The organism is Laceyella tengchongensis (assembly GCF_900182735.1).
Taxonomy (GTDB): Bacteria; Bacillota; Bacilli; order Thermoactinomycetales; family Thermoactinomycetaceae; genus Laceyella; species Laceyella tengchongensis.
The window spans coordinates 50,880-77,537 of record NZ_FXTU01000007.1 but is presented as its reverse complement, the minus strand read 5'-3'; the positions used below and the strand labels follow the sequence as shown (position 1 = coordinate 77,537).

Genomic DNA, 26,658 nt, shown 5'->3' with positions numbered 1-26,658 from the left:
AAGGAAATTAACTTAAAGGTGGTAATCATGATTGGATAATCAATCTATTCCTCCAAAAATAAAGGACATCATTGAAGAATATAAAAAGCCCAGCGAGCGTTATGATATTCTTACTGTCTTGGTGAGATATGAAGGTGAAGATTATTATTGCGCCAGTTACTATGAGGGGAAAGAAGTAACAGGATATTTGTTCATTACAAGAGAAGGCAAAATCCCTGCACTGGAAAGCATCAGAGAAGTGGCGAGATTATCGATAACGCTTGGTCATATTAATACCACTTTTTATAAGGTGGGCCGCCAATATAGTCATCGTAACAGCAACAGTATAGAAAAGGCGTTGGATATCACAAAGAAATGCCTGGCACAGGGTGAAGAATCTCCTTCAATCCATGCATGTCAAAACGCATTTGCATCGATCTTAGAAATGCGATCAGAGTATGAGAAGATTGCCGAGCTTATGAATGCGACATTAACCAGAATTGGAAGAAACGGCGTCTTTTATCCGCAAGATTTCTCTTCATTAAATGATTGGCATGACCGGATGGGAGAATTGCTATTCCGGGATAACTATTTGCAGATGGAAACGTATGATGACAGAAAAAATATCATATCCCTTTTGTTTAAAAAAGGACAAATCGTTGACGCTATTCATTTCTGGCTGATCCATTTGCGCCTTCATAAGGCACATGTGCATCCAAGGGATCAGGAAACGTTTGACAGAGCAAAAAGGCAATTCTTGCATAACGAGGTATTGGATAATGAGGAAGAAGCATTAGACAAAAGTATGGCTATCACTCGTAATCCTAAATAATAGTTGGCTACTTCAGGAGGACCCCATGTTACGGTCATTGCGTAGGTTGAATCGAAAACGGGGAAACGTGACAATGATGTGGGTCGCTGGCTTGCCGATCTTTATGATATTCTTCATGTTTCTAGCCTCCCTAGTCATTGCATGGATGGATCATGCAACAGCGCAGAAAGCAGCGGATGCAGGGAGTTTGGCGGCGACAAAGAAAATGGATGAATATGTGAATAAAGAAGTGCAAGAGCGGATGCAAGCAGTGATTGGGACAGGAGTAATCGTTGATCCATATGAAGCAGTATTAGGAACCCCGGGTAAACGATATGGTGTGATCAAAAGCGTTAGAAGAAAGTATGAAAATGAAATCAAGCAATCTGTAAGCAAATATATCAAGCAAAATGGTGCGGAACCGAGCAAAATCATTTTCTTTGTGGATGGACGTGTTCGAGTTGAAGCCAAAGTCAAATTCCATTCACTCATTTTTGCAGAGCAATTCAGAGATGTCTATGTTAAGGGTGTTGGTTTTGGTCCGAAACGTGATTATGCAGACTGGACAGCAAAGATGAGAAAAATAGAAATTCCGTTTGAAAACTAAGTGTTTCGGAGGGTAGTCCATTGAATATGAGAGAGAACCAAGGGAGTAGGAAGAGAAAAGGGTCTGCTACATTGGAATTTATCACAATTATTCCCTTGGTTTTTTTCATGTGTTTGGTTGTATGGCAATTTTTCGTTGCCGGAATGGCGGTGATGGAAACACAATCCTTAGTCAAAGAAGGGGTTCGGCTAACTGCATCGTCGGGCAAACCTGAAAAAGAAGAAGCAAGGGGTAAAAAGGTGTTTCCAAACACAGAGGACTATCACTTGTCTTCTTATGAAGTGAAGATTAAAGATGGTCAAGTGATTGCTAAGGCAAAAACAGAGATTGACATTGTTTTTTTGCCTGGATCATCTTCTGTTTCATTTGAAACGAAAGCCAAATCTCCTGTCATAAATTAGCCAAGGGTAGAGGAAGAGTATATTCAATTGGAGGACGGAGATGAGAATATTTTCAAAGATGATCTATTCAGTTAGGCGTAAAAAAGGCGCTTCGACAACTGAATTTATCGTTATTATGCCGTTGTTTTTTCTATTGGCATTAGTTGTATGGCAGTTGGTAGTTGCTGGGTTAGCTGTGCTTGATGCTCAAGCAGCCATCCGCGATGCTGTGAAAGTGGCTTCAACTGAAGGAGATGAGGAGAAAGCAAAGGAACAGTTTGAAACGAGTTTTGGGTCTCATCAGAAAAAGGCCATTGAATCTTTTGAGCTAGAGATTGATGATCAGGAAGTGATTGCAAAAGCAAAGATAAAAATCCCGATCATTTTTGCTGAAGGCATGCCTGACATGACTTATAACACTTCCTCCAAAGCACCCGTTCTACAAAAATATGTTGGGGCATATAGTTTTGGTGGCGGTCCAGGAGGTAGTTTTATTACCACAGGAGGCATTTTAGGGCCGCCTACGAAAACTGCTGTGCTTACTTCCCGTTTTGGATATCGGTTTCATCCTATTAGACATATTAGAAAATTGCATGGAGGAATCGACTTAGCTGGCCCTGTCGGAACACCGATCTATGCAGCTGGAGACGGAGTAGTGGTAAGAGCTGGAAAATCAAACGGTTTTGGGAATCTGATTATTATTGATCATGGCAATGGATTGCAGACCTGGTATGGTCATATGTATCCGCAACATATTTATGTTCGTCCAGGTCAACAAGTGAAGCGGGGAGATCATATAGCTGGGATCGGAAGTGCTGGGTGGTCAACAGGTCCTCATTTGCACTTTGAAGTGCATGTTAACGGTCAGCCAGTAGACCCCTTGAGGTATATTTCTAAAGGTTAAGTCGCTCACCAAATGATGGAGCGACTTTTTTGTTTGTGTGGTTTAATAGTTGAATCGAAGAAGCGGAATGAAGAGCGCTCCGTTACGCGCGAAGTGAATGAGTAAACGGTTTGGAGTCTTGGCTCTATTACCAAACAGGCTCTTAATCGAATGGAAGTCCCATTTCATTTAAGAAAGCTTAGCTTATTGAAAAGAGGCAACCCAAATGCAAAACAAAACAGAAAAGTTGGTTCGGTTTTTAAAAGAAAACCGCCCGTCGGATTTAAATGCCGACGTGGTTTGGGAGTTTGTGGTTATGTTGGTTCAGGATGAAGGGTTAACGATCAGGGATCTCATTGTGGAGTATTATCTCTATACGTCCACCCGAGATTGTGGGTCTCAGGGCATCCGTATCAGGAGCAACTATGACGGGACCACATCGGCGGGTGTGGGAAGTCGTAAGTATACGTGTGATGAGGAGATTTTCGTGCAACATTGGAAAAAAACAATGGACGCGTATATCTCAATGTATCATTTAAATTAGAAGTGCGATCTACTAGGGCGTGTCTGATGAATAATTCAGTGGCTCCAAAACCATTTTCTCATTCGCTTCACTTGTGCATCGGTGCTCCTCGAGAAAAGGGTTTTCCGCCGCTTCTGCCCCACCAACTTGATTTGCCAGACACACCCGATGTGCTGTTTTGACCGGTGAGTAAATAGAAAGATGCTTGTTCGGTGGGCAGGTTCTAGGCAAGGTCTCTGTATCAGTTTGGTAACTAGGTACCTTTGTTCCGTTAAGGGCGTTTAAGTCTGCTTGCTCAACCAATAGACAAAAAAGATATTCCGCATGTTAAAGGAGATCTTTTATGTTGAAGTTTATCAAAATGGGAGATTATAGAATCAATGTAGAAGAGAACTTAGGGAGGATTTATGGTCTAAAGAAAATCAGAGAGGAGAAATCTCAACAAGGGATTAAAGTAACCTATGGCTTAATAGATGGTTATGCAATTTATCAATTTGCCTATGATGCTAATGAACAATTGGTCAATATCGAATATCTCGAAGATGAAGTAGCCAGAAGATCATTCAAACTCCGTGAGGAATACGTAGAAGAATTTGCTTATTTGGGAAGAGAGAAGCAAGAAGTGGAAAACAGTTTTGGTAAGTATGCCTATCGTTTGATTAAAGAAATCAAAAAAGATAATGGGGAAACGGTTGGGTTTTATGGCAATTTAAAAAGGCAATCAGTAGGGATTGTAGTCATTTACGACAAAAATAACAAAGTAAAAGAAGCGATGGCCATTCCGAGAGTCAACATAGATGAAATCGATGTCGATCGTTATTTATAAAAAATATCTTATCTGTTGTTACCATCGATTGGGTTATCCATCGAGTGATTGTAATGAACATGGACGACGATTGTTGGATAGGGTTATCAGTATTAATAGCCTTCTCCGGCACACTGGAGGAGGCTTTTTTCCTCTGCAAACATGGGCTGGCGATCTAAAATGAACATAACCAAGACCTAACACTTACGGTTTCCCCATGGAAACTATGTACCTTTACCGATACTTTGTTTCTTTAAGGTGCGTATTTTTCTGAATGTTTCATATAGATATAATGGAAGTGAAAGCTGTCGTTCTGTCATATCCTTTTGAAGGGGGCGTTGGGATGCAAGGGAAGTCTTCTGTTTCATTGGATCCGCGTGTGCAAGCTTTTTTGGATGGGAAGCCGAAGCCGCTGTTTATCGGAGGACGGTTTGTGGAATCGTTGTCAGGCAAGACGTTTGCCACGAGGAATCCGGCAACGGGAGAAGTGTTGGCGGAGGTGTATGAAGCGGACAGCGCCGATGTGGATGTAGCAGTGGAGGCGGCTGAACGGGCGTACGAGGGGCGTTGGTCGAAGCTGACTCCCAGTGAGCGGGGGAGGCTGATGTGGCGCTTGGCCGATTTGATTGAGGAGCATGCGGAAGCCTTGGCCCAATTGGAGACGCTTGACAATGGGAAACCGATCAGGGAGACGCGGGCGGCGGATATACCGCTGACGGTGGATCATTTCCGTTATTATGCGGGGTGGGCCAGCAAAATCCACGGTCAAGTGATTGATAACTCCGTTGGTGGCAATTTCTTTTCTTATACCCGGCACGAGCCGATCGGTATCGTGGGACAGATTATTCCTTGGAATTTCCCGTTGCTCATGGCGGCATGGAAGTTGGGGGCGGCATTGGCTGCCGGCAATGTGGTGGTCATGAAAACGGCAGAACAAACGCCGCTGTCGGCGCTTTACTTGGGCCAATTGATCCAAGAAGCCGGCTTCCCCGAGGGAGTTGTCAATATCCTGTCAGGATTTGGCCCGACGGCGGGTGGGGCGATTGTGGCGCATCCCAAAATTCGCAAGGTGGCTTTCACGGGATCGACGGAAGTGGGCAAACTGATCATGAGCCAGGCGGCTGATCGGGTGAAACGGGTTTCCTTGGAATTGGGTGGAAAATCGCCAAATATCATTTTCCCGGATGCAGACTTCTCAAAAGCGATTCCCGGGGCGCTCAGGGGAATCTTCTTTAACCAGGGACAGGTGTGTAGCGCGGGCTCCCGGCTGTTTTTGCACAAAAAGGTGTACGACAACTTTTTGGCCGATATGGCCGGATATGCGTCTAAGATCAAGCAGGGCCCCGGCTTGGATGAAACGACGGAGATGGGTCCGTTGGTGTCCGACGAACAATTTGCGCGAGTTTCCCAATACTTGGAGAAAGGGAAAGCGGAAGGCGCCAAGCCGTTGATCGGGGGGCAACCTCTGTCTTCAGAAGGGTATTTTGTGCAGCCGACCATTTTTACTGATGTGAAAGCCGATATGACCATTGCGAAAGAAGAGATTTTTGGGCCGGTTGTGGCGGCGATGCCGTTTGACGATGAAGATCAGATAGCGGATGTGATTCGCCGCGCAAATGATAGCGAGTACGGCTTGGCGGCCGGGGTGTGGACAAAGGATGTCAGCAAAGCGCATCGTGTGGCGCATGCGTTGGAGGCGGGAACGGTCTGGGTGAATTGTTATAATGTATTTGACGCGTCCGTTCCATTCGGGGGTTATAAACAATCTGGATTCGGGCGAGAGATGGGTAGTTATGCTTTGGATATGTATACGCAAGTGAAGTCGGTGTGGATTAATCTCAACTAAAGCTGGACGGATTGCCAAACTCCCTCAACGCGGTTGGGGGAGTGTTTATTGTTTTTGAAGTTTCATGCGCACACGGTGCCGTCTGCCCCAGCCATTTAATACATCCAGCACTTCTTTGATAGATTTCCCGTATTCCGTCAAGGAATATTCCACTTTGGGAGGAACCTGACAGTATACTTGGCGATGAACCAGGCCATCTTGCTCTAGCTCCCGCAGTTGTTGTGTCAACATCTTCTGTGTGATGTTGGGCATACTGCGTTTCAACTCACTGAAGCGCTTGACCCCGTCCAACAGATGGCACAAAATCACCAATTTCCACTTCCCACCGATGACTTTGAGCGTGGTTTCTACAGCATGCTTAAATTCAAGGTCTCCCACATTGTCACGCTCCCACTTATATAAATAATCTGTTTTCTAAAAATTGTATCATATCGTGAGGAGATTTGTTGACTCGCGCGATGCATAAAAAGCAGGCAACCACCTCGTTGCCTGTTTTCACATGGGCGATGGGGCTTATGCTGTTGGTTTGCTCATTAGACACGAAATCATGATAAACATGGGAAGAGGGGAAGAGAAAAGGAATAAACTTGTTTTTGGGGGTGTATGGTAAATCAAGTTGCTGATCAGCTGAAGCGGGTATCGGGGTTATTTGAGCATAAAAAGAAATATTTCTATTCGTTCGACATAAATCCCTTTAAAGATATATGAACTCGCCGCAATGCCTACTCTAGTGAGGGGGTTCATGTTAGAATAAACGGTAGTAGGTTCGGAACTTGAAAAAAGTGAAAATCAGATTTAAAGGGGAAGCGCTGTATGAAGCTGAAGGAACAAGGGGAGATGATTAACGGGACATACCGTGTACTCAAAACATTTCCATTTGTTATTGGCACCTTGTATTATACGGAAGCGCGTCAAGAATCGGGGATCGTTTGCAAGCGGTTTGTCCATGCCCTGGAGCTGGATGCGATGCCGCACCAAGTGGAACCGGAGGAGGTTTTGGCGCGCGACGAGTCCGTATTTTTTCCGGTGAAGGAAGTGTTTGTGGAAGACGGGGTCTTGTATCAAGTATTTCGACGTTTGGAAGGAAACCTCCTTGCTCATCATTTAATTCAGCATTCTCCTCTAAACTTGGAAGAAACAGTCTGGATCGCGCGGGGAATCGTTAATCACCTGTTGCGGTTGTATGGAGAGAAGCAACTGACGATCATCCATCCGCAAAATGTGTTGTTGACTCCCGGCAAGGCAATCCGCTTTTTGTACGGGGGAGCGTGGGGGACGCTACCTAAAGGACTGGCTCCCCAAGTGGATCAGAAGACCAATCAGTTAGTCGACTCCTATACGTTAGGAACATTGATTTATAGAATGTTGACGGGAAAAAATCCCATAGGCGTCGGTTTGACGATTCCACCGATTTCCACCTATTGTAAAGAGTGTCCGCCAGAATTGGATGAGTGGATCGAGCGAACCTGTTCATTTGATCTCCATAAACGACCGACAATCGCTGAAACAGCTGATTTCCTGGAATGGTTAGCAGAACGAAGGGTAAAAGTTGGAGGAGAGCGTGATGAGTGAGTTTAAACAGAAAGGCGATATCATTCAGGGTACATATGAGATCACTAGTGTGTTTCCCTTCGTGGAAGGGGTACTTTACTACACAACCGTGAAGAAGGAAGGTCCGGATTCTGGGCAAACTCGTTTTATCCATGCGGTCAATATGAAGAAAAAACCGGCTGATTATGAATTGGATGAGTTGATGTCGCGGAATCAGGAAATGTTTTTTCCGATTCAGGAAGTGTTTTTGGAAGACGGGAAGCTGTATCAGGTATTTAACAAGATGGAGGGCATCCTGTTTGGGGTCTATCTCATGCGTAGTGCTCCACTGACGATGGATGAAGTGGCGCGCATTTTGAAGACGGTCACCAACCATTTGATGCAATGTTATGATGAAGAGCAGTTTGCATTGATTGACCCGCAAAACATGATGATTACCTCCACTGGGGAAGTCCGGTTCTTGTTTGGCGGCCCTAAACGTCTGTTTGGATTGGCGCGCCGGGAAGCGGAAGACGTGAAGAAAGTGGCCCAAGTGCTGTACCAGATGTTGACGGGGAAGCGGGTTGATGACAAAGCCGATAAAGTGGAACCGGTGAAAGAGACGCGGAAAGACATGTCGTTGGAGTTAGAAAGCCTAATTCAGCGCGCGTTGTCAGCTGATCCACTAAAAAGGCCGCGAGTGCGCGATTTCTGGCGTTGGGCTGAGCAGTACGAAGAAAAAAAGCAAAAAAAATCCAAGTCGGCAGGCGAAGTTTTGCCAGCCAAAGTAGAAACCAAGAATTCAAAAGAAGAAACCCTTCCCAGACCGGTGAAAGGGAAGCAAGCGGAGAAACGGAAGCAGGTGGAACAACGTCCGCGGGCACGCCGTCCTATAGCCGCGTTGCTTGGTGTCGTTGCCGCTTTGGCGGTGGCTGTTGGGGGTTTCATGTGGTTGAGTGGTGATTCGGCGGAAGACGTGCTGGCCGCTGGCGGCATTCTTGATTCTTCCGTGGAGAAGGATGCTGAACAGGCGTTTGCCTATTATCAGCAATCCAACTTGGCATATGACCGCAAACAGTTGGAGCAAGCGATCGCACTGGGACGCAAGGCGTTGAGCGCCGATCTGGGGAAAAAAGAGTACTATATTAACTTGGCCAATATGTATGGTGTGGCCCAACAATATGAAAAGGGGAAAGTGGTGCTGGAAGCAGCTGTTGCCGAATTCCCTGATGAGCCAAGATTACTTGACGATTTGTCGGTTTTCTCTTATTACCTGAAGGACTACACTGGGGCGCTGGAAGCGGCGAACCGTGCCGTGAAGCTGAATCCAGGTGCCGGTTCATATTATTATCACCAAGGCAAGATTTATGGGGCTTTGAAACAATATGACAAAGCGATTCAATCCCTTCGCTACGCTACTATCGTCAGCAAGAAGACGCCTCGCTATTATCATGATTTAGCCGTTTATTTAAACATGAAGGGCCAGCTGGACGATGCGATCACGGAGGCCAAAAAGGCGGCAAAATATGCTGATCGGAAGCAGGAGGAGTACCATCTCACATTGGGCGTACTCTACCTGAAAAAATGGGAGCAAGTCTCCAAAAACACTTCGCTAACCCTTCAGAAAAGGGAAGAAGAGATGGCCGAATACAGCAAACGGGCTTATCGCGCGTTTAATGATGCGGTGGATAAGGAAAAGCGTTTCCCTAAGGGGCAATATTACAAAGCGTTGGCTCATTATTTGCACGGCAACTTTAAGTCTGCCAACCTGGCGGCATTGAAAGCGGCGGAGTTGGAGCCGAATAATGCCATCTATCAATATCAGCTTGGCTTGACGTACATTGCGTTGGGGGACAAGGAGAATGCCCTCAGCGTGTTGGAAAAGGCTTATCAGATAGACGCAAACAACTCGCTGATCCAAGACGCGATCAAAAAAGCCCAGCAGATTAAGCCACAAAAAGCAGACACCAAGAAGGAGGAAAAGACCGATGAGAAAAAACAATAACCGCCGGATGGGTTGGTTGGTTGCAATTGTTGGGATCGGTGCGTTTTTCTCTTTCGCCCCGTATAGTGAGGCGTTGCCCCCGGTGGTGGTGCAGGTCCCTTCATTGCAGATGGAGTTGGAAAAAGTAGATTTCCCACCGGTGCCAGCCAGCACAGAAGTCAAGGAGAAGGCAAAAGAAGAAGAATAGTCGGCAGTCGGCTCATTAGAGCCGGCTTTTTTAGGCTGTATGGCTTTCCTCAACCGCTTGACTTTCGCTTATGGGGATAGTAATATATCTCTTGTATTTAATTACATATGGGGCTATAGCTCAGCTGGGAGAGCACCTGCCTTGCAAGCAGGGGGTCAGCGGTTCGAATCCGCTTAGCTCCACCACTTCACAAATTGCACCTCTTAGCGGGGTGCAATTTTTTGTTTTTGGTGAGCAATGTTATCTGAAGTGGATGGTTGCCCTCTGTTTTTTTGCATAATTTTATGGAAAGAGGGAAAAAGGTAGTCATGATTGGTTTAAAGGAGGCAAGAGATTGTGGAAGGGGAGAAGAAGAAGGGCGGGCTCATATCATGGTTGGGCGGATTGGGGGTGCTGCTTCTCAGTTTAGGTGGAAAGTTGAAGGCCTTGTTGCCATTGTTGAAATTTGGCAAATTCGGCGGGACGTTGGTTTCGATGTTTGTGTCGATCGGCGGTTATGCCTTGATCTACCCCTTTGAGTTTGCTGTCGGGCTGGTCATGATGATATTCATTCATGAGATGGGGCATGTGTGGGCAGCACGGCTCAAAGGCCTTCCAGTTTCGGCGCCGTCGTTCATCCCGTTCTTAGGGGCGCTGATTACGATGAAGCGCCAGCCTTCAGACGCTGCGACGGAAGCATTTATCGCTTATGGCGGTCCTCTGATGGGAACGTTGGGGGCCCTCGCCTGCTATGGATTGGGGTTATGGCTGGATTCCCCCACTATGGTGGCGGTTGCCGTGGTGGGCTTCATGATCAATTTGTTTAACATGATTCCGGTACATCCCTTGGACGGCGGTCGCATCGTCACTGCTGTGACGCGCTGGCTGTGGGGACTAGGCTTGATCCTGGGCGCGGCGCTAATCATATGGACGAAAAGCATTCTCTTGATTATCATTTACATTATGTTTGTTATTGAATTATGGTCTACATATGGGCGCAAGAAGCGGAAAGCAAAACCGAGTTTGTTTCAAATCGAGGCCAAAATCGAAGAACAGAAGTTTTCCGAGGCAGGCGTATGGATTCCTGGGGAAGACCATCGTCGCCCATTGCCGTTTGTTCAGTATTGTGAATTGGAAGATCAAAGCCACCAGGTGGCAGTGGAATTTCCTGGCTTGGGCACCATCGCCACCTTCGAAATGCAAGGGGAATTGCATGAGTTGAACTTGGTTAAGACCACCACTGAGGGGCAAGGTGTGGTGCGAATGATATTGGAAGGGAGATACACACCCGAACGGATCGGAGCGATTAATCGAGATGAGAAGTATTACAGTGTTTCTCCCAAGACGCGATGGGCATTCGGCATTGCGTATATCGGATTGATCGCATTCCTGTGCTACATGGTGTATGTGACAGGCCAAGCGCCGTTGGAACAAATCCGGTAAGAAGATAGATGCGAAGGCAAATCAATCCCAAGAAACAAAAGAGGAGCCGCCTGTATTTGGGCGGTTCCTCTTTCGTAAGTGGAATTAGCTCATTTGTTGGGTGACGGGATATGATCCCGTTTGGCTTATTTTATCAAAAGTTTGCTGTTGTGGAAATGCTTGTGGCTTTCATTTTTATTGAATGGTGATCGTTCGTGTGGTATGGTCATGTTCGCTACCTTTTTCCACATGCAACTTGAGTTGGTATGTGCCAGGTTTGGCGAAGGTGAGCCGTGTTTCATAATTGCCTGCTTTGGTTTCGGCCGTGTCGGAAAACAAGTGCTTGTCATCCCCTTCTCGCCAATACTCAAATTGGACGTTTGCATCGGTAAAAGGCTTGTTTGCTTTGGAGACGTGTCCGGTGATGGCCACTTGTGTGCCAGCTTTGGCGTCAGTGGGCGCTTCGATGTGTAAGTGAAGGTTGCTCTTGTGATGGTCACTAGCGGTGCCGTGATGGGATGTGCTGGGATTGCCGACGACAAAGCTGGCGTTGATCATCTGGTGGGTTGCCGGTGTCGTCACATGCACAACCGCTACATGTTGTCCGTCTTCTTTAAAGGTGTGAGTAGCTTGGTAAACGCCGCCCTTCGTTTTTTGGGCTGCGATCATTTGGTGTTTGTCACCTTGTTTCCATACTTCAAACTCCACTTTGGCATCTTCGACAGGTTGTTTGTCGGCTGTGATATGAGAGATGAGTTTCACAGGCTTGTCCTTGTCGGGATGGGCTGGATCAGTTTGAAAAGTAATATTCAACTGCGTGGGTTGGGTGGTCTGTGTATGGTGCTGATGATGTTGGGTTTGCTTTGTGTTGGTTTGGCATGCGGTCAATACTCCAGACAAGGTCAGGAGTCCCACCAATAACATAGCCGTATGTCGTTTCATTCCTGCTTTCTCCCTTCTGAACCTTCCAAAAAAGCTCAACCTCTATTGTCAGCCTTTCCCTGCGGTTTGGCTATCCCTCTTTCGGGCTATTTTTCATCGCTGTCTCCCTGAAACCGTTGGGAAACCCATCCTTGTTCAACGGCGAAGCGGGCCAATTGCACCCGGTTGTGCAAATGCAATTTCTGCATGATGTTTTTTAAATGGTTCTTAACCGTATACTCTGAGATCGTGCAGGCGGACGCAATTTCACGGTTGCTCAATCCTTTGGCCACATGGGTGAGAATCTCTTGTTCACGGCTGGTTAAGTTTGTGGAAGCAGGTGTCTTGGTGGGAGAGGGGGTAAATTCGTGCAAAATCCGGCTGGCGATTTCTTTGGGCATCGGTGCCTCATCGGCCACGATGGATCGTAAATAGGTAAGCCAGATCGAAGGATTCAAGTTTTTCAATAGGTAACCTTGCGCCCCTTTTTTCAGCGCCTCAAACAGATCAGACGCATCATCAGAAACCGTGACCATCACGATTTTGATGGAGGGGTGTGCTTCCTTGATCATCCGCGTCGCTTCTAGACCGCTCAGTCCCGGCATGTTGATGTCCATCAACACCATATCGGGCATCAGCTCAGCTGCCAACCTCACCACTTCATAACCGTCTTGCGCTTCTCCCACCAATTCAAAAAAAGGGTCTTGCTCGATGATCATCCGCATGGCCTGACGGGCGTGTTTGTGGTCGTCTCCAATGAGAATCCGGCAAGGCTCAGCCACGCAAATCCCCTCCTGCTGATATGATTTGGAGTCTCGTTTTGCCATGTTCCCGTGTGAGGCTGAAATCAGCCTTCATGTTGTGGGCTCGTTCCTGCATGATCTTCAAACCGAAGCGGTCATGATGTTGAAAAGGGTCATCAGTAAAACCTTTGCCATCATCAACCACTGTTAACGCCCATCCAGACGGACGGGGTTCCAACCGCAAGGAGACGTGTTCGGCTGCCGCATGTTTACGGATGTTAGTCAGTGCTTCCTGAATACAGTGGAACAGCTCCACTTTTTCACGAGGGGTTAATTGCTCTTCCTTCAAGTCGATATGGGCTTCCAAGTGGATGGCCGTGTCGAGCCGATACTGATCGAGCCAGTGAACCAGCCGCTCATGCCACACATGGGATGCTTCACTGGAAGAGTGTTTGAGGTTGTAGATCGATTGGCGCACATCGTCGTGGATGAGACGCAAGTGCTTGTGCACCTGATTCAGTTCCCCATCGTCGTATTTCAGTTTGAGCTGATCCAATTGCACTGAGCATAAGAATAGGGTTTGCGCGATTCCGTCGTGCAATTCTCTGGCGATCCGTTCTCTTTCTTGTAACACGGCTTTTTCCGCCCGTTCTTTTTTCAGATCCTCTTGCATTTTTTCATACACCACAAACAGGTGCAACAACAACGTGATGGTGACCAAAAACACGATGACAGGCGTCAGTATGTTGCCCGCATCCATGGAGATGTACGGCAAGAGAAATTCGTGTCGCACGTATTCCCACACCCCAACCACGACGGTCGGGATGGTGAGAATCAACCATTTAATTTGTTTGTATCGCAACGTTACCACTCCGTTTTATAGCATGTTCATCTGTGGGAACAGGGTAGGGCGATGCTAGAGCGTGTCTGGAGAATCAAGTTGGTGGGGAAGAAGCGGCGGAAAAACCTTTTCTCGAGGAGCGCCGATGCACAAGTGAAGCGAAGGAGAAAATGGTTTTGGAGCCGCTGGCCTATTCATCAGATACGCCTACCGTTTTCCCAATCTGAAAAATAGCGTTCGGCATCATTTCTTAATCTATCATGACGTAGGCCTTGCAATCTGTAAACAAAAAGGGACGAAATGACCTGAAGGGTAAAGGTGGAGGAGTGAGGATAAGAAAATAAAAAACCATCGGCGGAAACTCGCCCATGGCATGTGGTTGTAATGGAGAAAACACACCTTTGTTCATGGAAGCCGCCCAGGGGGGAGTAGCCTGCAATGGGAACCGCATCGAAGCGTTCCCAAGCAAAGCTGTGCCAGTAAGCATGAGAAGAAGCTTATTTATGGAGGACGACTTCTTTCCCAAAGGGTGTTTCAGTATTTTAAATTTTATATTTTCGTCACAGTTTTGTCAATTGTATTTAGCGAAGGTGATAGGCTCGTAGCGGGCAGCTCAGTCGTTTTAAGGGATTCCTCCGTTGTGAAGCCGGTCTTTCATGTTTTAGTGGGAATTTGGCTATAAAATATAAACGTGCAGGGGTCATGCCTGAGTGGGCCTTTTTTATAGGGATGGTGTTTTGGTTGGCTTCCCATCACATTGGTCACAATTAATGCAAAAACGGAAAGAGGAGATAATATGAAAGCAATCATCTTTGACTTGGATGGTACCTTGTTCCAAACAGAAAAAGTGGGGGTGCCCGCCTTTCGGGAAACGTTTGTCCAGTTGCAGAAGCAAGGACTGTATGATGGGGAGATTCCCTCGGATGAGAAAATTCAATCGGTGTTTGGCATGACACATGAGGAGCTGTGGGAAACCTTGTTGCCTGAAGCGAGTAAAGAGGTTCGCCACACCGCTGATCAGTTGATGTTGGCCAAAGAGTTGGAGTTGTTTGATCAAGGAGTGGGCCAATGTTATCCAGGAGTGGAAGAAACGCTACCTCAGTTGATTGATCAAGGGTGGTCTTTATTCATCGCCAGCAACGGTGTGGGCCCATATGTGCGTGGCGCTTTAAGTTCTAAAGGATTAATTTCTTTATTTAAGGGAATTTATACAGCAGGAGACTATGAAACGGAAACCAAAGTGGACTTGGTTCGGATTTGTAAAGAAACTCATGGAATTACACAAGGGTACATGGTTGGGGACCGACAATCCGATGTGCGGGCAGGTTTGGAAAATGGCTTGGTTGTCATCGGTTGCCGATATACTGGCTTTCCGCAGTTCGGAGGGGAGGAAGAGTTGCAGGGGGCTGACATGATCCTGTCAACGTTTTCTGAACTTCCGTCGTTAGTCAACCGTTTATAAGATGCCTGGCTGGTTAATGACGTTGATTTACGTTTTCGTTATGAATTGAACAAGAACAGGCTAGGATAAACGGGGAAAGATGTTGCCAGCGGCCAAGTAGCCGTCTGGCGTCCGGCAGTTGAATCATCACAGCGAAGAGGAGAGAGGATGCCATGGGGCAATTGTGGGTGATTCCGTACTGGGACATCGCGTGGCGCCTGTTTATGGCTGGACTGTTGGGAGGGCTTGTCGGTTGGGAGCGGGAGCGGCACAATCATCCGGCGGGTTTTCGGACCCATATTTTGGTGAGTCTGGGGTCGGCGCTCATCATGTTGATTTCCATTTACGGGTTTACTGATTACATGGATGAAGAACAAGTGCGGTTTGACCCAGCGCGTTTAAGCGCGCAAGTGGTGAGTGGAATCGGGTTTTTGGGTGCAGGAACCATCTTGCGACATCGTGCCTCTGTTTCAGGGCTCACGACGGCGGCGTCTTTGTGGGTGGTCTCCGGCGTCGGCCTAGCGGTAGGGGCGGGATTTATGTTCGGGGCTGTGTTGACTACGGTTTTCGCCTTGGTCAGCTTGGAGTTATTGACTAGGATGGAAAAAATTTTGATCCGCAAACGTCATCTCTGTTTGCTTCATATCCATGTAAAGGATGAACAGGGGAAGTTGGGACAGCTCTTCACATTGATCTCCGAGAAGGGTGGGAGTGTACGCAAAGTGAATGTGGAAGAAGATGAGGAAATGCCGGGCATGCTGGAAATTGCTCTCACCGTCCGATTGCCCCAAAAGACAACTCTGACCGAGCTGATTGACGAGATCACCAATATTGAGGGAGTGAAGAGCGTGCGGGCAGACTGAGGGAGAGCGGTTAGTATGGGGAATCCGCTCCCCCGCCCACACAGTGCTGTAGAATTCCCCTCCTAAAAAGCGAAAAGGAGGTAATGAATATGATGTTTTTGGTCCAAAATAACCACAGAAGGGTATTGGCAATGTGGGCATTTTTATCTATAATTTAAGCATAAGGTCAAAGTTAGTCAAAGTCAGCAGGAGGTTGTCCGAATGAACAGTATTTCGGACATTATTGAACGGTATCTGAAGAAAATACTGAATGAGAGCGAGACAGGCGTCATCGAGGTAAAACGAAGCGAATTGGCTGATATTTTCCAATGCGTTCCGTCACAAATCAATTACGTCATCAGCACCCGCTTCACGGTGGAAAAAGGGTATATTGTGGAAAGTAAAAGGGGCGGAGGCGGTTATATACGCATTCAAAAGGTTCGTTTCCAAAATCGCCGTGAAGTGTTTGAAGAGATGCTCGATCAGATTGGTGAGGCCGTTCCGCAACTGACAGCGGAACACGTGATCATTCGGTTGGTTGAAGAGAAGTTAATGACTAAACGGGAAGCGGTGTTGATGCAACGCCTGATTTCCCGGGAAACGTTGCAATTGCCGATTCCGTTGCGCGACCAGATGCGGGCGCGGATGATGCGGATCCTTATCTCAACATTATTTACAAGCAAAGGAGAGTGACGGCCGATGCTCTGTCCCGAATGCGGAAAACGGCCGGCCACACTTCATTACACGAAGATAGTGAATGGGGAAAAAACGGAATTCCATCTGTGCGAAGTGTGTGCCCAAGAAAAAGGCGAAGTTATGCCTGGATTTGAACATGGATTTTCTTTCCATCAACTGTTGTCTGGGTTGCTCAATTTTAACTCCTCTCCTCAAGAAGCATATAAACCACAAACATTGCGATGCAATACCTGTGGGTTGACGTATAATCAGTTCAGCAAAATCGGCCGTTTCGGTTGTGGTGACTGTTACAAGACATTTCGAGAGCGGCTTGACCCCCTGTTGAGAAGGGTGCATGGGCATTCCACGCACCGTGGGAAAATCCCGGAGCGCGCGCAAGGGGAATTAAAGCTGAAAAAGGAATTGGAACAATTGAAAGCCGAGTTGGCGGCCAAGATTGAAACGGAAGAATTTGAAGAAGCCGCCCGCCTGCGCGACCAAATCCGTTCATTGCAAGAGCAATTGGAAAAATAGGGGTGATTCGCATGTCGCTTGAACATTTTATACAAAATGCGATCAGTGAATGGATGCGCGTCAAAGGACCGCAGTCGGATATTGTGTTCTCTAGCCGCGTGCGCATCGCCCGCAACTTGGACGGCTTGCCGTTTCCCCTGTTGAGCACCCAGTCGCAAGCCGAAGAAGTGGTGCGCAGAGTGGAAGAAGCCTGGAAGAATGATAAAGACCGGTTGGCAGTCCTCAAAGACGCGGAATTGATTCGCATGTCCGACCTCACTGATCTGGAAAAACGCGTGTTGGTCGAGAAGCATTTGATCAGCCCGATGCTGGCGGAGGAATCACGACACGGCGCGGTGTTGTTGAGCCAGGACGAGTCGGTGAGCATCATGATCAATGAAGAAGATCACATCCGGATTCAAGTGTTGTTCCCCGGCTTGCAGTTGGAGAAGGCTTGGGAACTGGCCAGCCAGATCGACAATTGGTTGGAGAAACACCTCACATACGCGTTTGAAGGTGGATACGGATATTTGACCAGCTGTCCGACCAATGTCGGCACGGGAATTCGGGCGTCAGTCATGGTTCATTTGCCGGCGTTGGCCATGACCCAACAGTTGAACCGGCTGATTCCAGCTATCACCCAGGTGGGTTTGGCCGTGCGGGGAATTTACGGCGAAGGCAGTGAAGCGTTGGGGCAGCTCTACCAAGTTTCCAACCAAGTCACCTTGGGACAATCGGAAGAAGAGATTTTGGATAACTTGCAAGGAGTTGTTCGACAGATGATCGAACATGAGCAAATAGCTAGACGGAGGCTTCAAGAGATGTCCCTGACCCAATTGGAAGACAGGGTGCACCGGTCTTACGGGATCTTGGCTCATGCGCGGATCATTGATTCCAATGAGGCGATGAAACGCCTGTCCGATGTGCGGTTGGGTGTGGACATGGGCTTGATCCTCGGTGTGTCGGCCAATGTGATGAATGAGTTGATGGTGATGACGCAGCCGGGATTCTTGCAAAGTTATGCAAACCAACGGCTCAATCCCGAGCAACGGGACATCCGGCGCGCACGGCTGATCCGGGAGCGGTTGGCCATGGAGCAAACGAAAGAGCAATAAAATGCACACATAGAAGAACGTTCGCTAAGAACGGGATAAGAAACTCCGCTCGGCGGAGTACAGTCGTACTAAGCTCACAAAAAACGTTCGCTAAGAACGACTAGTAAAGGTGAGGTGTTAACTATGATGTTTGGTCGATTTACGGAGCGTGCGCAGAAGGTGTTGGCGTTAGCGCAAGAAGAGGCAGTTCGTCTCGGTCACAATAACATTGGCACCGAACATATCCTGTTGGGCCTGGTGCGAGAGGGTGAAGGCATCGCCGCCAAAGCGTTGGTTGCTCTTGGATTGGGCTTGGAGAAAATATCCAAAGAGGTTGAGAACCTGATCGGCCGCGGCCAAAATCAACCAAGCAACATCGCTTACACTCCTCGCGCTAAGAAAGTAATTGAACTCTCGATGGATGAAGCGCGCAAGTTGGGTCACACCTACGTGGGGACGGAGCACATTCTCCTCGGCTTGATCCGCGAAGGGGAAGGGGTGGCGGCCCGGGTGTTGAACAACTTGGGAGTGAGCTTGAACAAAGCACGTCAACAAGTGTTGCAATTGCTTGGTTCAAGCGAGGCGTTGTCCAATCATCCTGGTGCCAACAATCATGTGAACACCCCGACGCTGGACGGTTTGGCTCGCGATTTGACTGCGGCGGCCCGTGATGGCAATCTCGATCCCGTAATTGGCCGTAGCAAAGAAATCGAGCGGGTGATTCAAGTCTTGTCCCGCCGAACCAAAAACAACCCAGTGCTGATCGGGGAACCGGGCGTTGGTAAGACGGCGGTGGCCGAAGGGCTGGCGCAACGCATCGTCGATGGGGAAATTCCGGAGACCTTGCGCGGCAAACGCGTGATGACGCTGGATATGGGTACGGTGGTTGCCGGAACCAAATACCGCGGCGAATTTGAGGATCGGCTGAAAAAGATCATGGATGAGATTCGTCAAGCGGGAAATATCATTCTCTTTATCGATGAGCTTCACACCTTGATTGGTGCAGGTGGGGCAGAAGGCGCCATTGACGCGTCCAACATCCTGAAGCCAGCACTGGCTCGTGGGGAATTGCAATGCATCGGGGCGACCACCTTGGATGAGTATCGCAAATACATTGAAAAAGATGCGGCTTTGGAGCGCCGTTTCCAACCGATCTTGGTGGATGAGCCGAGCATTGAAGAGGCCTTCTTGATTTTGCAGGGACTACGTGACCGCTATGAAGCGCACCATCGTGTGAAAATCACGGATGAAGCGATTGAACAAGCGGTGAAGTTGTCGGACCGTTACATTACGGATCGGTATCTGCCCGATAAAGCGATTGACTTGATCGACGAAGCAGCGTCCAAAGTGCGCCTCAAATCATATATGGTTCCGCCTGAATTGAAAAAGCTAGAGCAGAGCTTAGAAGAAATTAAGAAAGAAAAAGACGCGGCTGTGCAAAGCCAGGAGTTTGAAAAGGCGGCTTCACTAAGAGACACCGAACAAAAACTGCGGGAAGAAATTGAAGTGACCCGCAATAATTGGAAGCAAGACCAAGGGAAGACGGATTCCGAAGTCACCGCCGAAGATATCGCCGATGTGGTGTCCAACTGGACGGGGATTCCGGTCAAAAAGCTGGCACAGGAAGAGTCAGAACGCTTATTGAACATGGAGGAGATTCTGCATAACCGCGTCATCGGGCAAGAAGAAGCGGTGAAATCAGTCGCACGTGCTATCCGCCGCGCTCGGGCGGGGTTGAAGGATCCCAAGCGCCCGATCGGTTCATTCATTTTCCTCGGCCCGACGGGCGTAGGGAAAACCGAGCTGGCTCGCGCACTGGCGGAAGCGATGTTCGGTGATGAAGATGCGATGATCCGAATTGACATGTCCGAGTACATGGAGAAACACTCCACTAGCCGCTTGGTCGGTTCCCCGCCAGGATACGTGGGATATGAAGAAGGCGGGCAGCTGACGGAGAAAGTACGCCGCAAGCCTTACTCTGTTGTTCTCTTCGATGAGGTGGAGAAAGCGCACCCTGAGGTGTTTAACATTCTATTGCAAGTGTTGGAAGATGGACGGCTGACCGATGGCAAAGGGCGGACGGTCGACTTCCGCAACACCATCATCATTATGACCTCTAACGCAGGTGCTTCCACGATCAAGAAGAGCGGACGCTTGGGCTTCACCGTTGGCGATACAGCTAAAGATGACTATGAGCAAATGAAGCAAAACGTGATGGAAGAGCTGAAAAAATCATTCCGTCCGGAATTCCTAAACCGCATTGACGATCTGATCGTCTTCCATTCGCTACGGGAAGAGCATTTGGAGGAAATCGTGTCGTTAATGGCTGAAGAGCTCAGAAGAAGACTGAGAGAGCAAGAGATTGATTTCCGACTCACAGACAGCGCGAAAAAACATTTGGCCAAAGAAGGGTTTGACCCAACTTACGGTGCTCGGCCGCTCCGTCGAGCCATCCAGAAGCATATCGAAGACCGCCTCTCTGAAGAATTGTTGCGCGGCAACATTTCTCGGGGCGAGTCGGTGCTGATCGACTACAGAGATGGACAATTGGTGGTTGAAAAGGAAGAGACCACGAAAGGCGCGGCACAATAAGCAGACGACCACTCACTGCCTACGGGACGGTGAGTGGTTTTTCCGTTGGACTTGTCATCAAAAGAATATAAAAACATCATAAAAAATACAAATGACCTGGTTGATGCCGTGGGAAAACAAAGCCTATTTTAAAGTGAGGAAGGTTAAAAAACGGATTTGTAACATGATGTTTTTGTCAAGATATTTGTTATAATGAGGAGTAAATATAATAGAAGTGAGTAGGGGACGAGCTGTGGCGAAAAAAAAGACCAAGTTTGTGTGCCAGGAATGCGGATATGAATCGGCCAAATGGATGGGGCGTTGCCCAGGATGCGGAACCTGGAATGCTATGGTGGAAGAGATGGATAGCAAAGCGGCCATCATTCCGGGCACGGGGTTAAAAATCCGTGACAAACATGAAAAAGCGACGCCGATTACGCAAGTGGAGAAGCTGGATCAGCCGCGTTCCGACACGGGCATCAACGAATTGAACCGCGTTTTGGGCGGAGGCTTGGTGCCGGGTTCTTTTATTTTGGTCGGAGGTGACCCGGGAATCGGGAAATCGACGTTGCTTCTGCAAGCGTCACATGAATTAGCCAAGCGCGGGTTGCCCATCTTATATGTATCGGGGGAAGAATCGACGGAGCAGATCCGCATTCGCGCTGATCGGCTTGGAGCGTTGAGCGAGAACTTATTGGTTGCTTCCGAAACCAATTTGACTGCCATCGAAAGCCTCATGGATGAAAACAAGCCGAAATTGATGGTGGTTGACTCCATTCAAACGGTGTTTCATCCAGAAGTGATGTCTGCACCAGGCAGCGTTGCACAAGTGCGGGAATGCACCGGCACGCTGATGCGTTGGGCCAAGGACAGAGGCATGGCGATCATCATCGTGGGTCATGTGACCAAAGCGGGGGCGATCGCTGGGCCGAGGATGTTGGAGCACATGGTGGATTGCGTTTTGTATTTTGAAGGGGAGCGCCACCATACGTATCGGGTGCTCAGGGCAGTCAAAAACCGGTTTGGATCGACCAATGAAATCGGCGTGTTTGAAATGAAGGAAAGTGGATTGGCAGAAGTGGATAACCCCTCGGAGATGTTTTTGTCGGGAAGGCCCGTGGGCGCTCCTGGTACTGCTGTGGCCGCAAGTATCGAGGGAACCCGGCCAGTTTTGATTGAGTTACAGGCCCTGGTCGCGCCTACAAGTTTTGCCACGCCCAAACGAATGGCAACCGGGGTTGATCACAACCGCGTCACCATGATTATGGCGGTGTTGGAGAAACGTCTCGGCTTTTTCCTGCAAAATCAGGATGCCTATATCAATGTGGTTGGCGGAGTACGGTTGGACGAACCAGCCGTCGATTTGGCCATGGCCATCAGCTTGGCCTCAAGTTTTCGCGATGTTTCTACATCCGCGCACGATTTGTTCATCGGCGAGGTAGGACTGACGGGGGAAGTGCGTGGCGTTTCGCGCATTGAACAGCGAGTGGCGGAAGCGGCAAATATGGGATTTCGACGTGTCGTCATTCCGGAGAAGAACCGGCGGGGCTGGACGCCGCCGGAAGGGGTGGAACTGATAGGGGTGCATACATTAGAAGAAGCATTGCGTGTGGCGTTGGGGGGGTAATGAGTGAAAGACGAGCAAAAAGAAACAAGTTCCAGTGAGATGTTGCGCTTAATCGCTCCGGGCACCACATTGCGCGAAGGGTTGGACAATGTGCTGGGCGCCAAAACAGGTGCATTGATCGTTATCGGCTATGACGATAGCGTCCGGGAAATCGTGGACGGAGGATTTCACATTGATTGCCCGTTTACGCCGGCTTTTCTGTACGAACTCGCCAAAATGGACGGCGCCATCATCTTAAGCAATGACGGGAAACGGATATTGTACGCCAATGCCCAATTGGTACCCAGCTCGGACATTCCTTCAACCGAGACGGGAATCCGTCACCGGACGGCTCAAAGAACGGCAAAGCAAACCGGTAAGTTGGTTGTGTCCATTTCTCAGCGCAGGAATATCATTACATTGTACAAAGGGCATTTTCGGTACGCATTGAAAGATATTGGTGTGATCCTCACCAAGGCGAATCAAGCGGTGCAGACACTGGAGAAATATAAATCTGTCTTGGATCAAACAACAACCAATTTGACTGCGTTGGAATTCGAGGAATTGGTTACCCTAAGTGAAGTGGCACTCGTGTTACAACGGGTGGAGATGGTCTTACGCATCAAGCGAGAGATTGAAACGTACATTCATGAGTTGGGGACGGAAGGGCGACTCATCAGCATGCAACTGGAAGAACTCGTGGCTGATGTGGAGGAGGAGGCGGAGTTGTTGATCAGGGATTACTGTCTGAATCCCGAGATTGAACCGCAAACGGTCTTCTGCGAACTGCAAAAGCTGTCCGCCGATGAGTTGTTAGAGCACTCCCTTCTGGTACGGATGTTGGGGTATGTGGGCAATGTGAACATCCAGGAAGAATCGGTTTCGCCAAAAGGATACCGCATTCTCAACAAAATTCCGCGCTTGCCATCCAACATCATTTTCAAGCTGGTTTCGCGCTTTGAAAACCTGTCGCGGATTATGATGGCGACCATAGAGGAATTGGATGATGTGGAAGGTATTGGGCATGTGCGGGCACGCACGATTAAAGAAGGATTGAAGCGGATTCAGGAACAGGTGTTTATTGACAGACATATCTAAATAACCTAGAATGTAACCACTAAAGCAAATTGAACGAAAACAGGGAAGTGGGATGGGCTCATAACCACCCGTTGACACTTGTTAGGAGGTTCCCTTATGTTTGCGAAGGCGTTGCCCAGTTGTTTTACGGTTGGCAACTTGTTTCTCGGTGTCATCTCGATTATTTTAGCCATTCAGCATTCCTGGCAATATGCGGCCATCATGGTGATTGTCGGCATGCTGTTGGATGGATTGGACGGACGGGTCGCCCGCATGCTTAATACGCAGAGCGAATTTGGAAAAGAGCTGGACTCATTATCGGATGTTATTTCTTTTGGTGTTGCGCCTGCGATCATCATGTTCGGGACGACGTTGAGCGAAATGGGCCCTTTGGGTTGGTTGGTTACGGCCATCTTCCCGATCTGTGGCGCACTGCGGTTGGCGCGCTTCAATGTTCATCCGGGTGAGCCGGGGTATTTCATCGGATTGCCTATTACGGCCGCCGGAGGAATACTGGCAACGATGGCCTTGTACAGTGACATGTTGCCCAACAAAGTGGCGCTTATGATTGCAATGCTGTTTTTGTCGTATTTGATGATCAGTCAAGTGAAATATCCGACGTTTAAAAAAGTCGGGTTGCCGAAGTCGGCGATTTGGTTGGCACCACTGTTTTTGATCATGATCGCGGTTGCCGCTTTCCGGTTCCCGTATGAACTGCCGAAAGTGATGTTTGTGCCGTTGGCGTTGTATGCCGTATACGGCGTGAAAAAGTCGTTGGAACTGAAGCGGAAAGACAACGAAGATCCCGTCGAAGAGCTCAAATAGACAACAAACAACCCTGTTGCGATGCAGGGTTGTTTTTTATGCCGCCGATTTGGCGGTCGGACATTGCAAGGGTATGCGAAACCCGTTTGTCTTTTGGGCGAAGATCGACTAACGAAGATGAAAAACCCCGAGTGTAGACAGATGATCCGATTCTTGCTTCAGCACTTCGGGAATGGAGATGTGCAGGAGGTTGCACAGCGCGGCCACATAAAAGAGATGTTTACCCATTTCGTGTTTGACGACATCCAAGCAATGATCACACAGCTTGCCGGAAAGATGAGTTTGGAAGTGTCTTTTCCAGTCGGATGTGGTCAAGTCTTCAGGAAAAGCCTGCCGGCAAGCGTTGACTTCGATACAACCGCATTCGGTCACGGCTTTCATCAAAGCGCGAACCACGCGCGCATTCGCTTCCTGCAATTTGGATGTCACATCCAAAAAGCTACGGTGCCGAAGCAAAAGGTCAGCCACCTGCTCTTGAAAAGAATGAAGGTTGTCTTCACTCATCGCCTTCACCTCGCATGGGGAATGGTGAAACTAAAATCCGGGTTCACTAATTTTATTATATAGACGATTCTACAATCGTGTCAATTTTCCATCTAAACAGACAATAACTTTTCCGGGGCTCACATATTGACGAAGCGTGGATTTATGTGCTAATATAAACTTTTTTATTTTATTGACGGGAGTGTAATTTTGTGATATCTTGGAAATAGATATTGCCCTCTCGGAGGTGGGTGTTTTGTTCAATATTGGCGATAAAGTGGTTTATCCCATGCATGGTGCGGGTATCATCGAGTCGATCGAGGAAAAGGAAATTTTGGGTGAGCGGCAGAAGTACTATGTGATGAGGATGCCTATTGGGGATATGAAAGTGATGGTTCCCATGCGCAATGTCGAAAGCATCGGACTCAGAGAAGTTGTCGACGAAGACACAGTAAGCGAAGTGCTTGATCGCATGAGAAATCAGGAGATCACGGACACATCCAATTGGAACCGTCGCTATCGAGCCAATTTGGACAAAATGAAAAGCGGTGATATTCATGAAGTGGCCGACGTGGTGCACTCATTGATGTTGAGGGATGCAGAAAAAGGGTTGTCCACGGGCGAACGCAAAATGCTGGATAATGCCAAGCAGATTCTGATCAGTGAATTGGCGTTGGCGCGCGATCTGGACGAAGAACAAGCTTTTGAACTAATTGATGGAATTTTAGCGAAGAAGAACTAATTTTTCTTTTTATTGTCGAGTTTACAAAACGGTCATAAGAAATTGCGTTTGTCTGGGTTTTCATTTTCGCAGAATGTCTATAATGGTAGTAGGGGACTTTGGTTTTGGGAGGAGGTGAAGCCCCGTGCTAAAACGTTTTGTGCAATTGGCTTTGACCTTGATCGGTGCATCTGTAGGGTATTATTATGGGGAAAGGTTTTTCGGGTTGCTTCAAAAATCTCCTCTGAATTTCGGTGAAGTTCCGGCCCCACATTACATTGGCGCCGCCTTGGGCGCAGCGGCATTGTTCATCTCTACGTATTGGATTTCAGACAATGTGGTGAAGTGGATTCGCTGGAGCGAAGAGAGATTGATCAAGATTCCGGCAATCGATGGGATCTTTGGAGCGCTGGGTCTGGTTTCCGGCTTGATCGTGGCCGTGTTGATCCAAATGCCGCTGACCCAATTGCCAATTCCGGTCATCAATCGTATATTGCCGTTTATCATCTCTGGGTTGTTCGGCTATCTCGGATTCAGAGTGGGATATAAAAAGCGTGACGAACTTATCTCTATCTTTACAGCTGGGCGTCAAAATAGGGAAGGGCGCAATAAAAAGGATGAAAAGCACTTTTCTGAACACAAAATCTTGGATACCAGTGTGATCATTGATGGGCGCATCGCTGACATCTGCCGCACGGGCTTTTTGGAAGGTACGTTGGTCATTCCAAGCTTTGTCCTAGAAGAATTGCAACACATCGCGGATTCCTCCGATGTGCTGAAAAGGAATCGTGGACGGCGCGGATTGGATATTCTCAACAAAATCCAAAAAGAGCTTGATGTGAAAGTCCTGATCTATGAAGGTGACTTCGAGGAAGTGCAAGAAGTGGACAGCAAGCTGGTGAAGTTGGCCAAAGTCTTGTCTGGGAAAGTCGTTACCAATGACTTCAACTTGAACAAAGTGTGTGAATTGCAAGGAGTGAGTGTGCTCAACATCAACGACTTGGCCAATGCTGTCAAACCAGTTGTGTTGCCGGGTGAGGAGATCAACGTTCAAGTGATCAAGGATGGCAAAGAGCATGGACAGGGTGTCGCTTATCTCGATGATGGCACCATGATCGTCATCGAAGGCGGTCGCGACTACATCGGAGACCGCATTGATGTGCTGGTTACCAGTGTGTTGCAAACTTCGGCCGGCCGCATGATCTTCGCCAAACCAAAGCTGTTGGAGCGTGCACTGTAAGGTTTGGGGATGGGTTGGCTATCGAGGGTTATCCAATGAATTGGGAGAAGGGGGCCACTCCGCGCCGATGTGGTGGATTGCCCCCTTTTCTTGATGAAAACGGATTGC

The 26,658-nt window shown here is 48.2% G+C and carries 27 protein-coding genes and 1 tRNA gene; 23 read left to right on the top strand and 5 right to left on the bottom strand.

The window, feature by feature from the left end:
* The first annotated feature begins 31 nt into the window (after positions 1–31).
* From QQZ12_RS13785 to QQZ12_RS13755, 7 genes are all read left to right on the top strand, one after another.
* Positions 32–811, top strand: a complete 780-nt coding sequence (locus QQZ12_RS13785) for a hypothetical protein (protein WP_102991291.1) — start codon at positions 32–34, stop codon at positions 809–811.
* Between the two features lie 115 nt (positions 812–926).
* Positions 927–1,397: a hypothetical protein gene (locus QQZ12_RS13780; RefSeq protein ID WP_262983047.1), complete on the top strand. Its 471-nt coding sequence runs from the start codon at positions 927–929 to the stop codon at positions 1,395–1,397.
* Between the two features lie 26 nt (positions 1,398–1,423).
* Complete coding sequence (locus QQZ12_RS13775) at positions 1,424–1,798, top strand: TadE/TadG family type IV pilus assembly protein (protein WP_348651546.1); 375 nt, start codon at positions 1,424–1,426, stop codon at positions 1,796–1,798.
* Positions 1,799–1,838: 40 nt separating this feature from the next.
* Complete coding sequence (locus QQZ12_RS13770) at positions 1,839–2,681, top strand: M23 family metallopeptidase (protein WP_102991294.1); 843 nt, start codon at positions 1,839–1,841, stop codon at positions 2,679–2,681.
* A 205-nt stretch (positions 2,682–2,886) separates the two neighbouring features.
* Positions 2,887–3,204 carry a hypothetical protein gene (locus QQZ12_RS13765; RefSeq protein ID WP_284724550.1) on the top strand — a complete coding sequence of 106 codons (318 nt, stop codon included), beginning with the start codon at positions 2,887–2,889 and terminating at the stop codon, positions 3,202–3,204.
* Positions 3,205–3,526: 322 nt separating this feature from the next.
* Positions 3,527–4,009, top strand: a complete 483-nt coding sequence (locus tag QQZ12_RS13760) for a hypothetical protein (RefSeq protein ID WP_284724549.1) — start codon at positions 3,527–3,529, stop codon at positions 4,007–4,009.
* Positions 4,010–4,331: 322 nt separating this feature from the next.
* The gene (locus QQZ12_RS13755) at positions 4,332–5,834 is read left to right on the top strand and encodes an aldehyde dehydrogenase family protein (RefSeq protein ID WP_102991297.1); all 1,503 of its coding nucleotides are present in this window, start codon (positions 4,332–4,334) and stop codon (positions 5,832–5,834) included.
* Between the two features lie 45 nt (positions 5,835–5,879).
* On the opposite strand, the gene QQZ12_RS13750 is transcribed toward QQZ12_RS13755, so the two are convergent.
* Positions 5,880–6,212, bottom strand: a complete 333-nt coding sequence (locus QQZ12_RS13750; RefSeq protein WP_054095551.1) for a winged helix-turn-helix transcriptional regulator — start codon at positions 6,210–6,212, stop codon at positions 5,880–5,882.
* Between the two features lie 435 nt (positions 6,213–6,647).
* Between QQZ12_RS13750 and QQZ12_RS13745 the strand changes: the two genes are divergently transcribed.
* The 5 genes from QQZ12_RS13745 to QQZ12_RS13725 all read left to right on the top strand — a co-directional run bounded on the left by QQZ12_RS13745 (position 6,648) and on the right by QQZ12_RS13725 (position 10,978).
* Positions 6,648–7,406, top strand: a complete 759-nt coding sequence (locus tag QQZ12_RS13745) for a serine/threonine-protein kinase (RefSeq protein ID WP_102991298.1) — start codon at positions 6,648–6,650, stop codon at positions 7,404–7,406.
* A complete protein-coding gene (locus QQZ12_RS13740; RefSeq protein ID WP_284724548.1) occupies positions 7,399–9,369 on the top strand; it encodes a tetratricopeptide repeat protein in 1,971 nt (656 codons plus the stop codon). The genes QQZ12_RS13745 and QQZ12_RS13740 overlap by 8 nt, the downstream gene beginning before the upstream one ends.
* Entirely contained in the window at positions 9,353–9,556 is a 204-nt protein-coding gene (locus tag QQZ12_RS13735) for a hypothetical protein (RefSeq protein WP_102991300.1), read from the top strand. The genes QQZ12_RS13740 and QQZ12_RS13735 overlap by 17 nt, the downstream gene beginning before the upstream one ends.
* Positions 9,557–9,665: 109 nt before the next feature.
* A tRNA-Ala gene (locus QQZ12_RS13730) sits at positions 9,666–9,741 on the top strand.
* A 151-nt stretch (positions 9,742–9,892) separates the two neighbouring features.
* Positions 9,893–10,978: a site-2 protease family protein gene (locus QQZ12_RS13725; RefSeq protein ID WP_102991301.1), complete on the top strand. Its 1,086-nt coding sequence runs from the start codon at positions 9,893–9,895 to the stop codon at positions 10,976–10,978.
* Between the two features lie 174 nt (positions 10,979–11,152).
* Here QQZ12_RS13725 and QQZ12_RS13720 read toward each other — a convergent pair whose 3' ends face one another.
* The 3 genes from QQZ12_RS13720 to QQZ12_RS13710 all read right to left on the bottom strand — a co-directional run bounded on the left by QQZ12_RS13720 (position 11,153) and on the right by QQZ12_RS13710 (position 13,483).
* Positions 11,153–11,899, bottom strand: coding sequence for a FixH family protein (locus tag QQZ12_RS13720; RefSeq protein ID WP_102991302.1), 747 nt, complete (start codon positions 11,897–11,899; stop codon positions 11,153–11,155).
* 86 nt (positions 11,900–11,985) lie between these two features.
* On the bottom strand, positions 11,986–12,660 hold the full coding sequence (locus QQZ12_RS13715; RefSeq protein WP_284724547.1) for a response regulator: 675 nt from the start codon (positions 12,658–12,660) through the stop codon (positions 11,986–11,988).
* Positions 12,653–13,483: a sensor histidine kinase gene (locus QQZ12_RS13710; RefSeq protein ID WP_102991304.1), complete on the bottom strand. Its 831-nt coding sequence runs from the start codon at positions 13,481–13,483 to the stop codon at positions 12,653–12,655. Before QQZ12_RS13710 ends, QQZ12_RS13715 begins: the two co-directional genes overlap by 8 nt.
* Positions 13,484–14,258: 775 nt before the next feature.
* Here QQZ12_RS13710 and QQZ12_RS13705 point away from each other — a divergent pair.
* The 9 genes from QQZ12_RS13705 to pssA all read left to right on the top strand — a co-directional run bounded on the left by QQZ12_RS13705 (position 14,259) and on the right by pssA (position 24,106).
* A complete protein-coding gene (locus tag QQZ12_RS13705) occupies positions 14,259–14,924 on the top strand; it encodes an HAD family hydrolase (RefSeq protein ID WP_102991306.1) in 666 nt (221 codons plus the stop codon).
* A gap of 152 nt (positions 14,925–15,076) precedes the next feature.
* On the top strand, positions 15,077–15,766 hold the full coding sequence (locus tag QQZ12_RS13700) for an MgtC/SapB family protein (protein ID WP_284724546.1): 690 nt from the start codon (positions 15,077–15,079) through the stop codon (positions 15,764–15,766).
* A 201-nt stretch (positions 15,767–15,967) separates the two neighbouring features.
* The gene (locus tag QQZ12_RS13695) at positions 15,968–16,438 is read left to right on the top strand and encodes a CtsR family transcriptional regulator (protein ID WP_022738820.1); all 471 of its coding nucleotides are present in this window, start codon (positions 15,968–15,970) and stop codon (positions 16,436–16,438) included.
* A 6-nt stretch (positions 16,439–16,444) separates the two neighbouring features.
* Positions 16,445–16,954 (top strand): protein-arginine kinase activator protein McsA, encoded by a 510-nt coding sequence (gene mcsA / locus QQZ12_RS13690; protein WP_022738821.1) that lies wholly within the window; start codon positions 16,445–16,447, stop codon positions 16,952–16,954.
* 11 nt (positions 16,955–16,965) lie between these two features.
* Positions 16,966–18,048, top strand: a complete 1,083-nt coding sequence (gene mcsB / locus QQZ12_RS13685) for a protein-arginine kinase McsB (protein WP_102991308.1) — start codon at positions 16,966–16,968, stop codon at positions 18,046–18,048.
* Positions 18,049–18,171: 123 nt separating this feature from the next.
* The gene (locus QQZ12_RS13680; RefSeq protein ID WP_022738824.1) at positions 18,172–20,619 is read left to right on the top strand and encodes an ATP-dependent Clp protease ATP-binding subunit; all 2,448 of its coding nucleotides are present in this window, start codon (positions 18,172–18,174) and stop codon (positions 20,617–20,619) included.
* Positions 20,620–20,851: 232 nt separating this feature from the next.
* Positions 20,852–22,225: a DNA repair protein RadA gene (gene radA, locus QQZ12_RS13675; RefSeq protein ID WP_102991309.1), complete on the top strand. Its 1,374-nt coding sequence runs from the start codon at positions 20,852–20,854 to the stop codon at positions 22,223–22,225.
* 3 nt (positions 22,226–22,228) lie between these two features.
* Positions 22,229–23,302 carry a DNA integrity scanning diadenylate cyclase DisA gene (gene disA / locus QQZ12_RS13670; RefSeq protein WP_054095555.1) on the top strand — a complete coding sequence of 358 codons (1,074 nt, stop codon included), beginning with the start codon at positions 22,229–22,231 and terminating at the stop codon, positions 23,300–23,302.
* A gap of 96 nt (positions 23,303–23,398) precedes the next feature.
* Positions 23,399–24,106 carry a CDP-diacylglycerol--serine O-phosphatidyltransferase gene (gene pssA / locus QQZ12_RS13665; RefSeq protein ID WP_102991310.1) on the top strand — a complete coding sequence of 236 codons (708 nt, stop codon included), beginning with the start codon at positions 23,399–23,401 and terminating at the stop codon, positions 24,104–24,106.
* A gap of 108 nt (positions 24,107–24,214) precedes the next feature.
* Here pssA and QQZ12_RS13660 read toward each other — a convergent pair whose 3' ends face one another.
* Positions 24,215–24,610: a DUF1573 domain-containing protein gene (locus QQZ12_RS13660; RefSeq protein WP_102991311.1), complete on the bottom strand. Its 396-nt coding sequence runs from the start codon at positions 24,608–24,610 to the stop codon at positions 24,215–24,217.
* A gap of 226 nt (positions 24,611–24,836) precedes the next feature.
* Here QQZ12_RS13660 and QQZ12_RS13655 point away from each other — a divergent pair, with 226 nt between their 5' ends.
* Together QQZ12_RS13655 and QQZ12_RS13650 are read left to right on the top strand one after the other, a co-directional pair.
* Positions 24,837–25,331 carry a CarD family transcriptional regulator gene (locus tag QQZ12_RS13655; RefSeq protein ID WP_262983055.1) on the top strand — a complete coding sequence of 165 codons (495 nt, stop codon included), beginning with the start codon at positions 24,837–24,839 and terminating at the stop codon, positions 25,329–25,331.
* A 124-nt stretch (positions 25,332–25,455) separates the two neighbouring features.
* On the top strand, positions 25,456–26,550 hold the full coding sequence (locus QQZ12_RS13650; RefSeq protein ID WP_102991313.1) for a PIN/TRAM domain-containing protein: 1,095 nt from the start codon (positions 25,456–25,458) through the stop codon (positions 26,548–26,550).
* Positions 26,551–26,658: the final 108 nt, after the last annotated feature.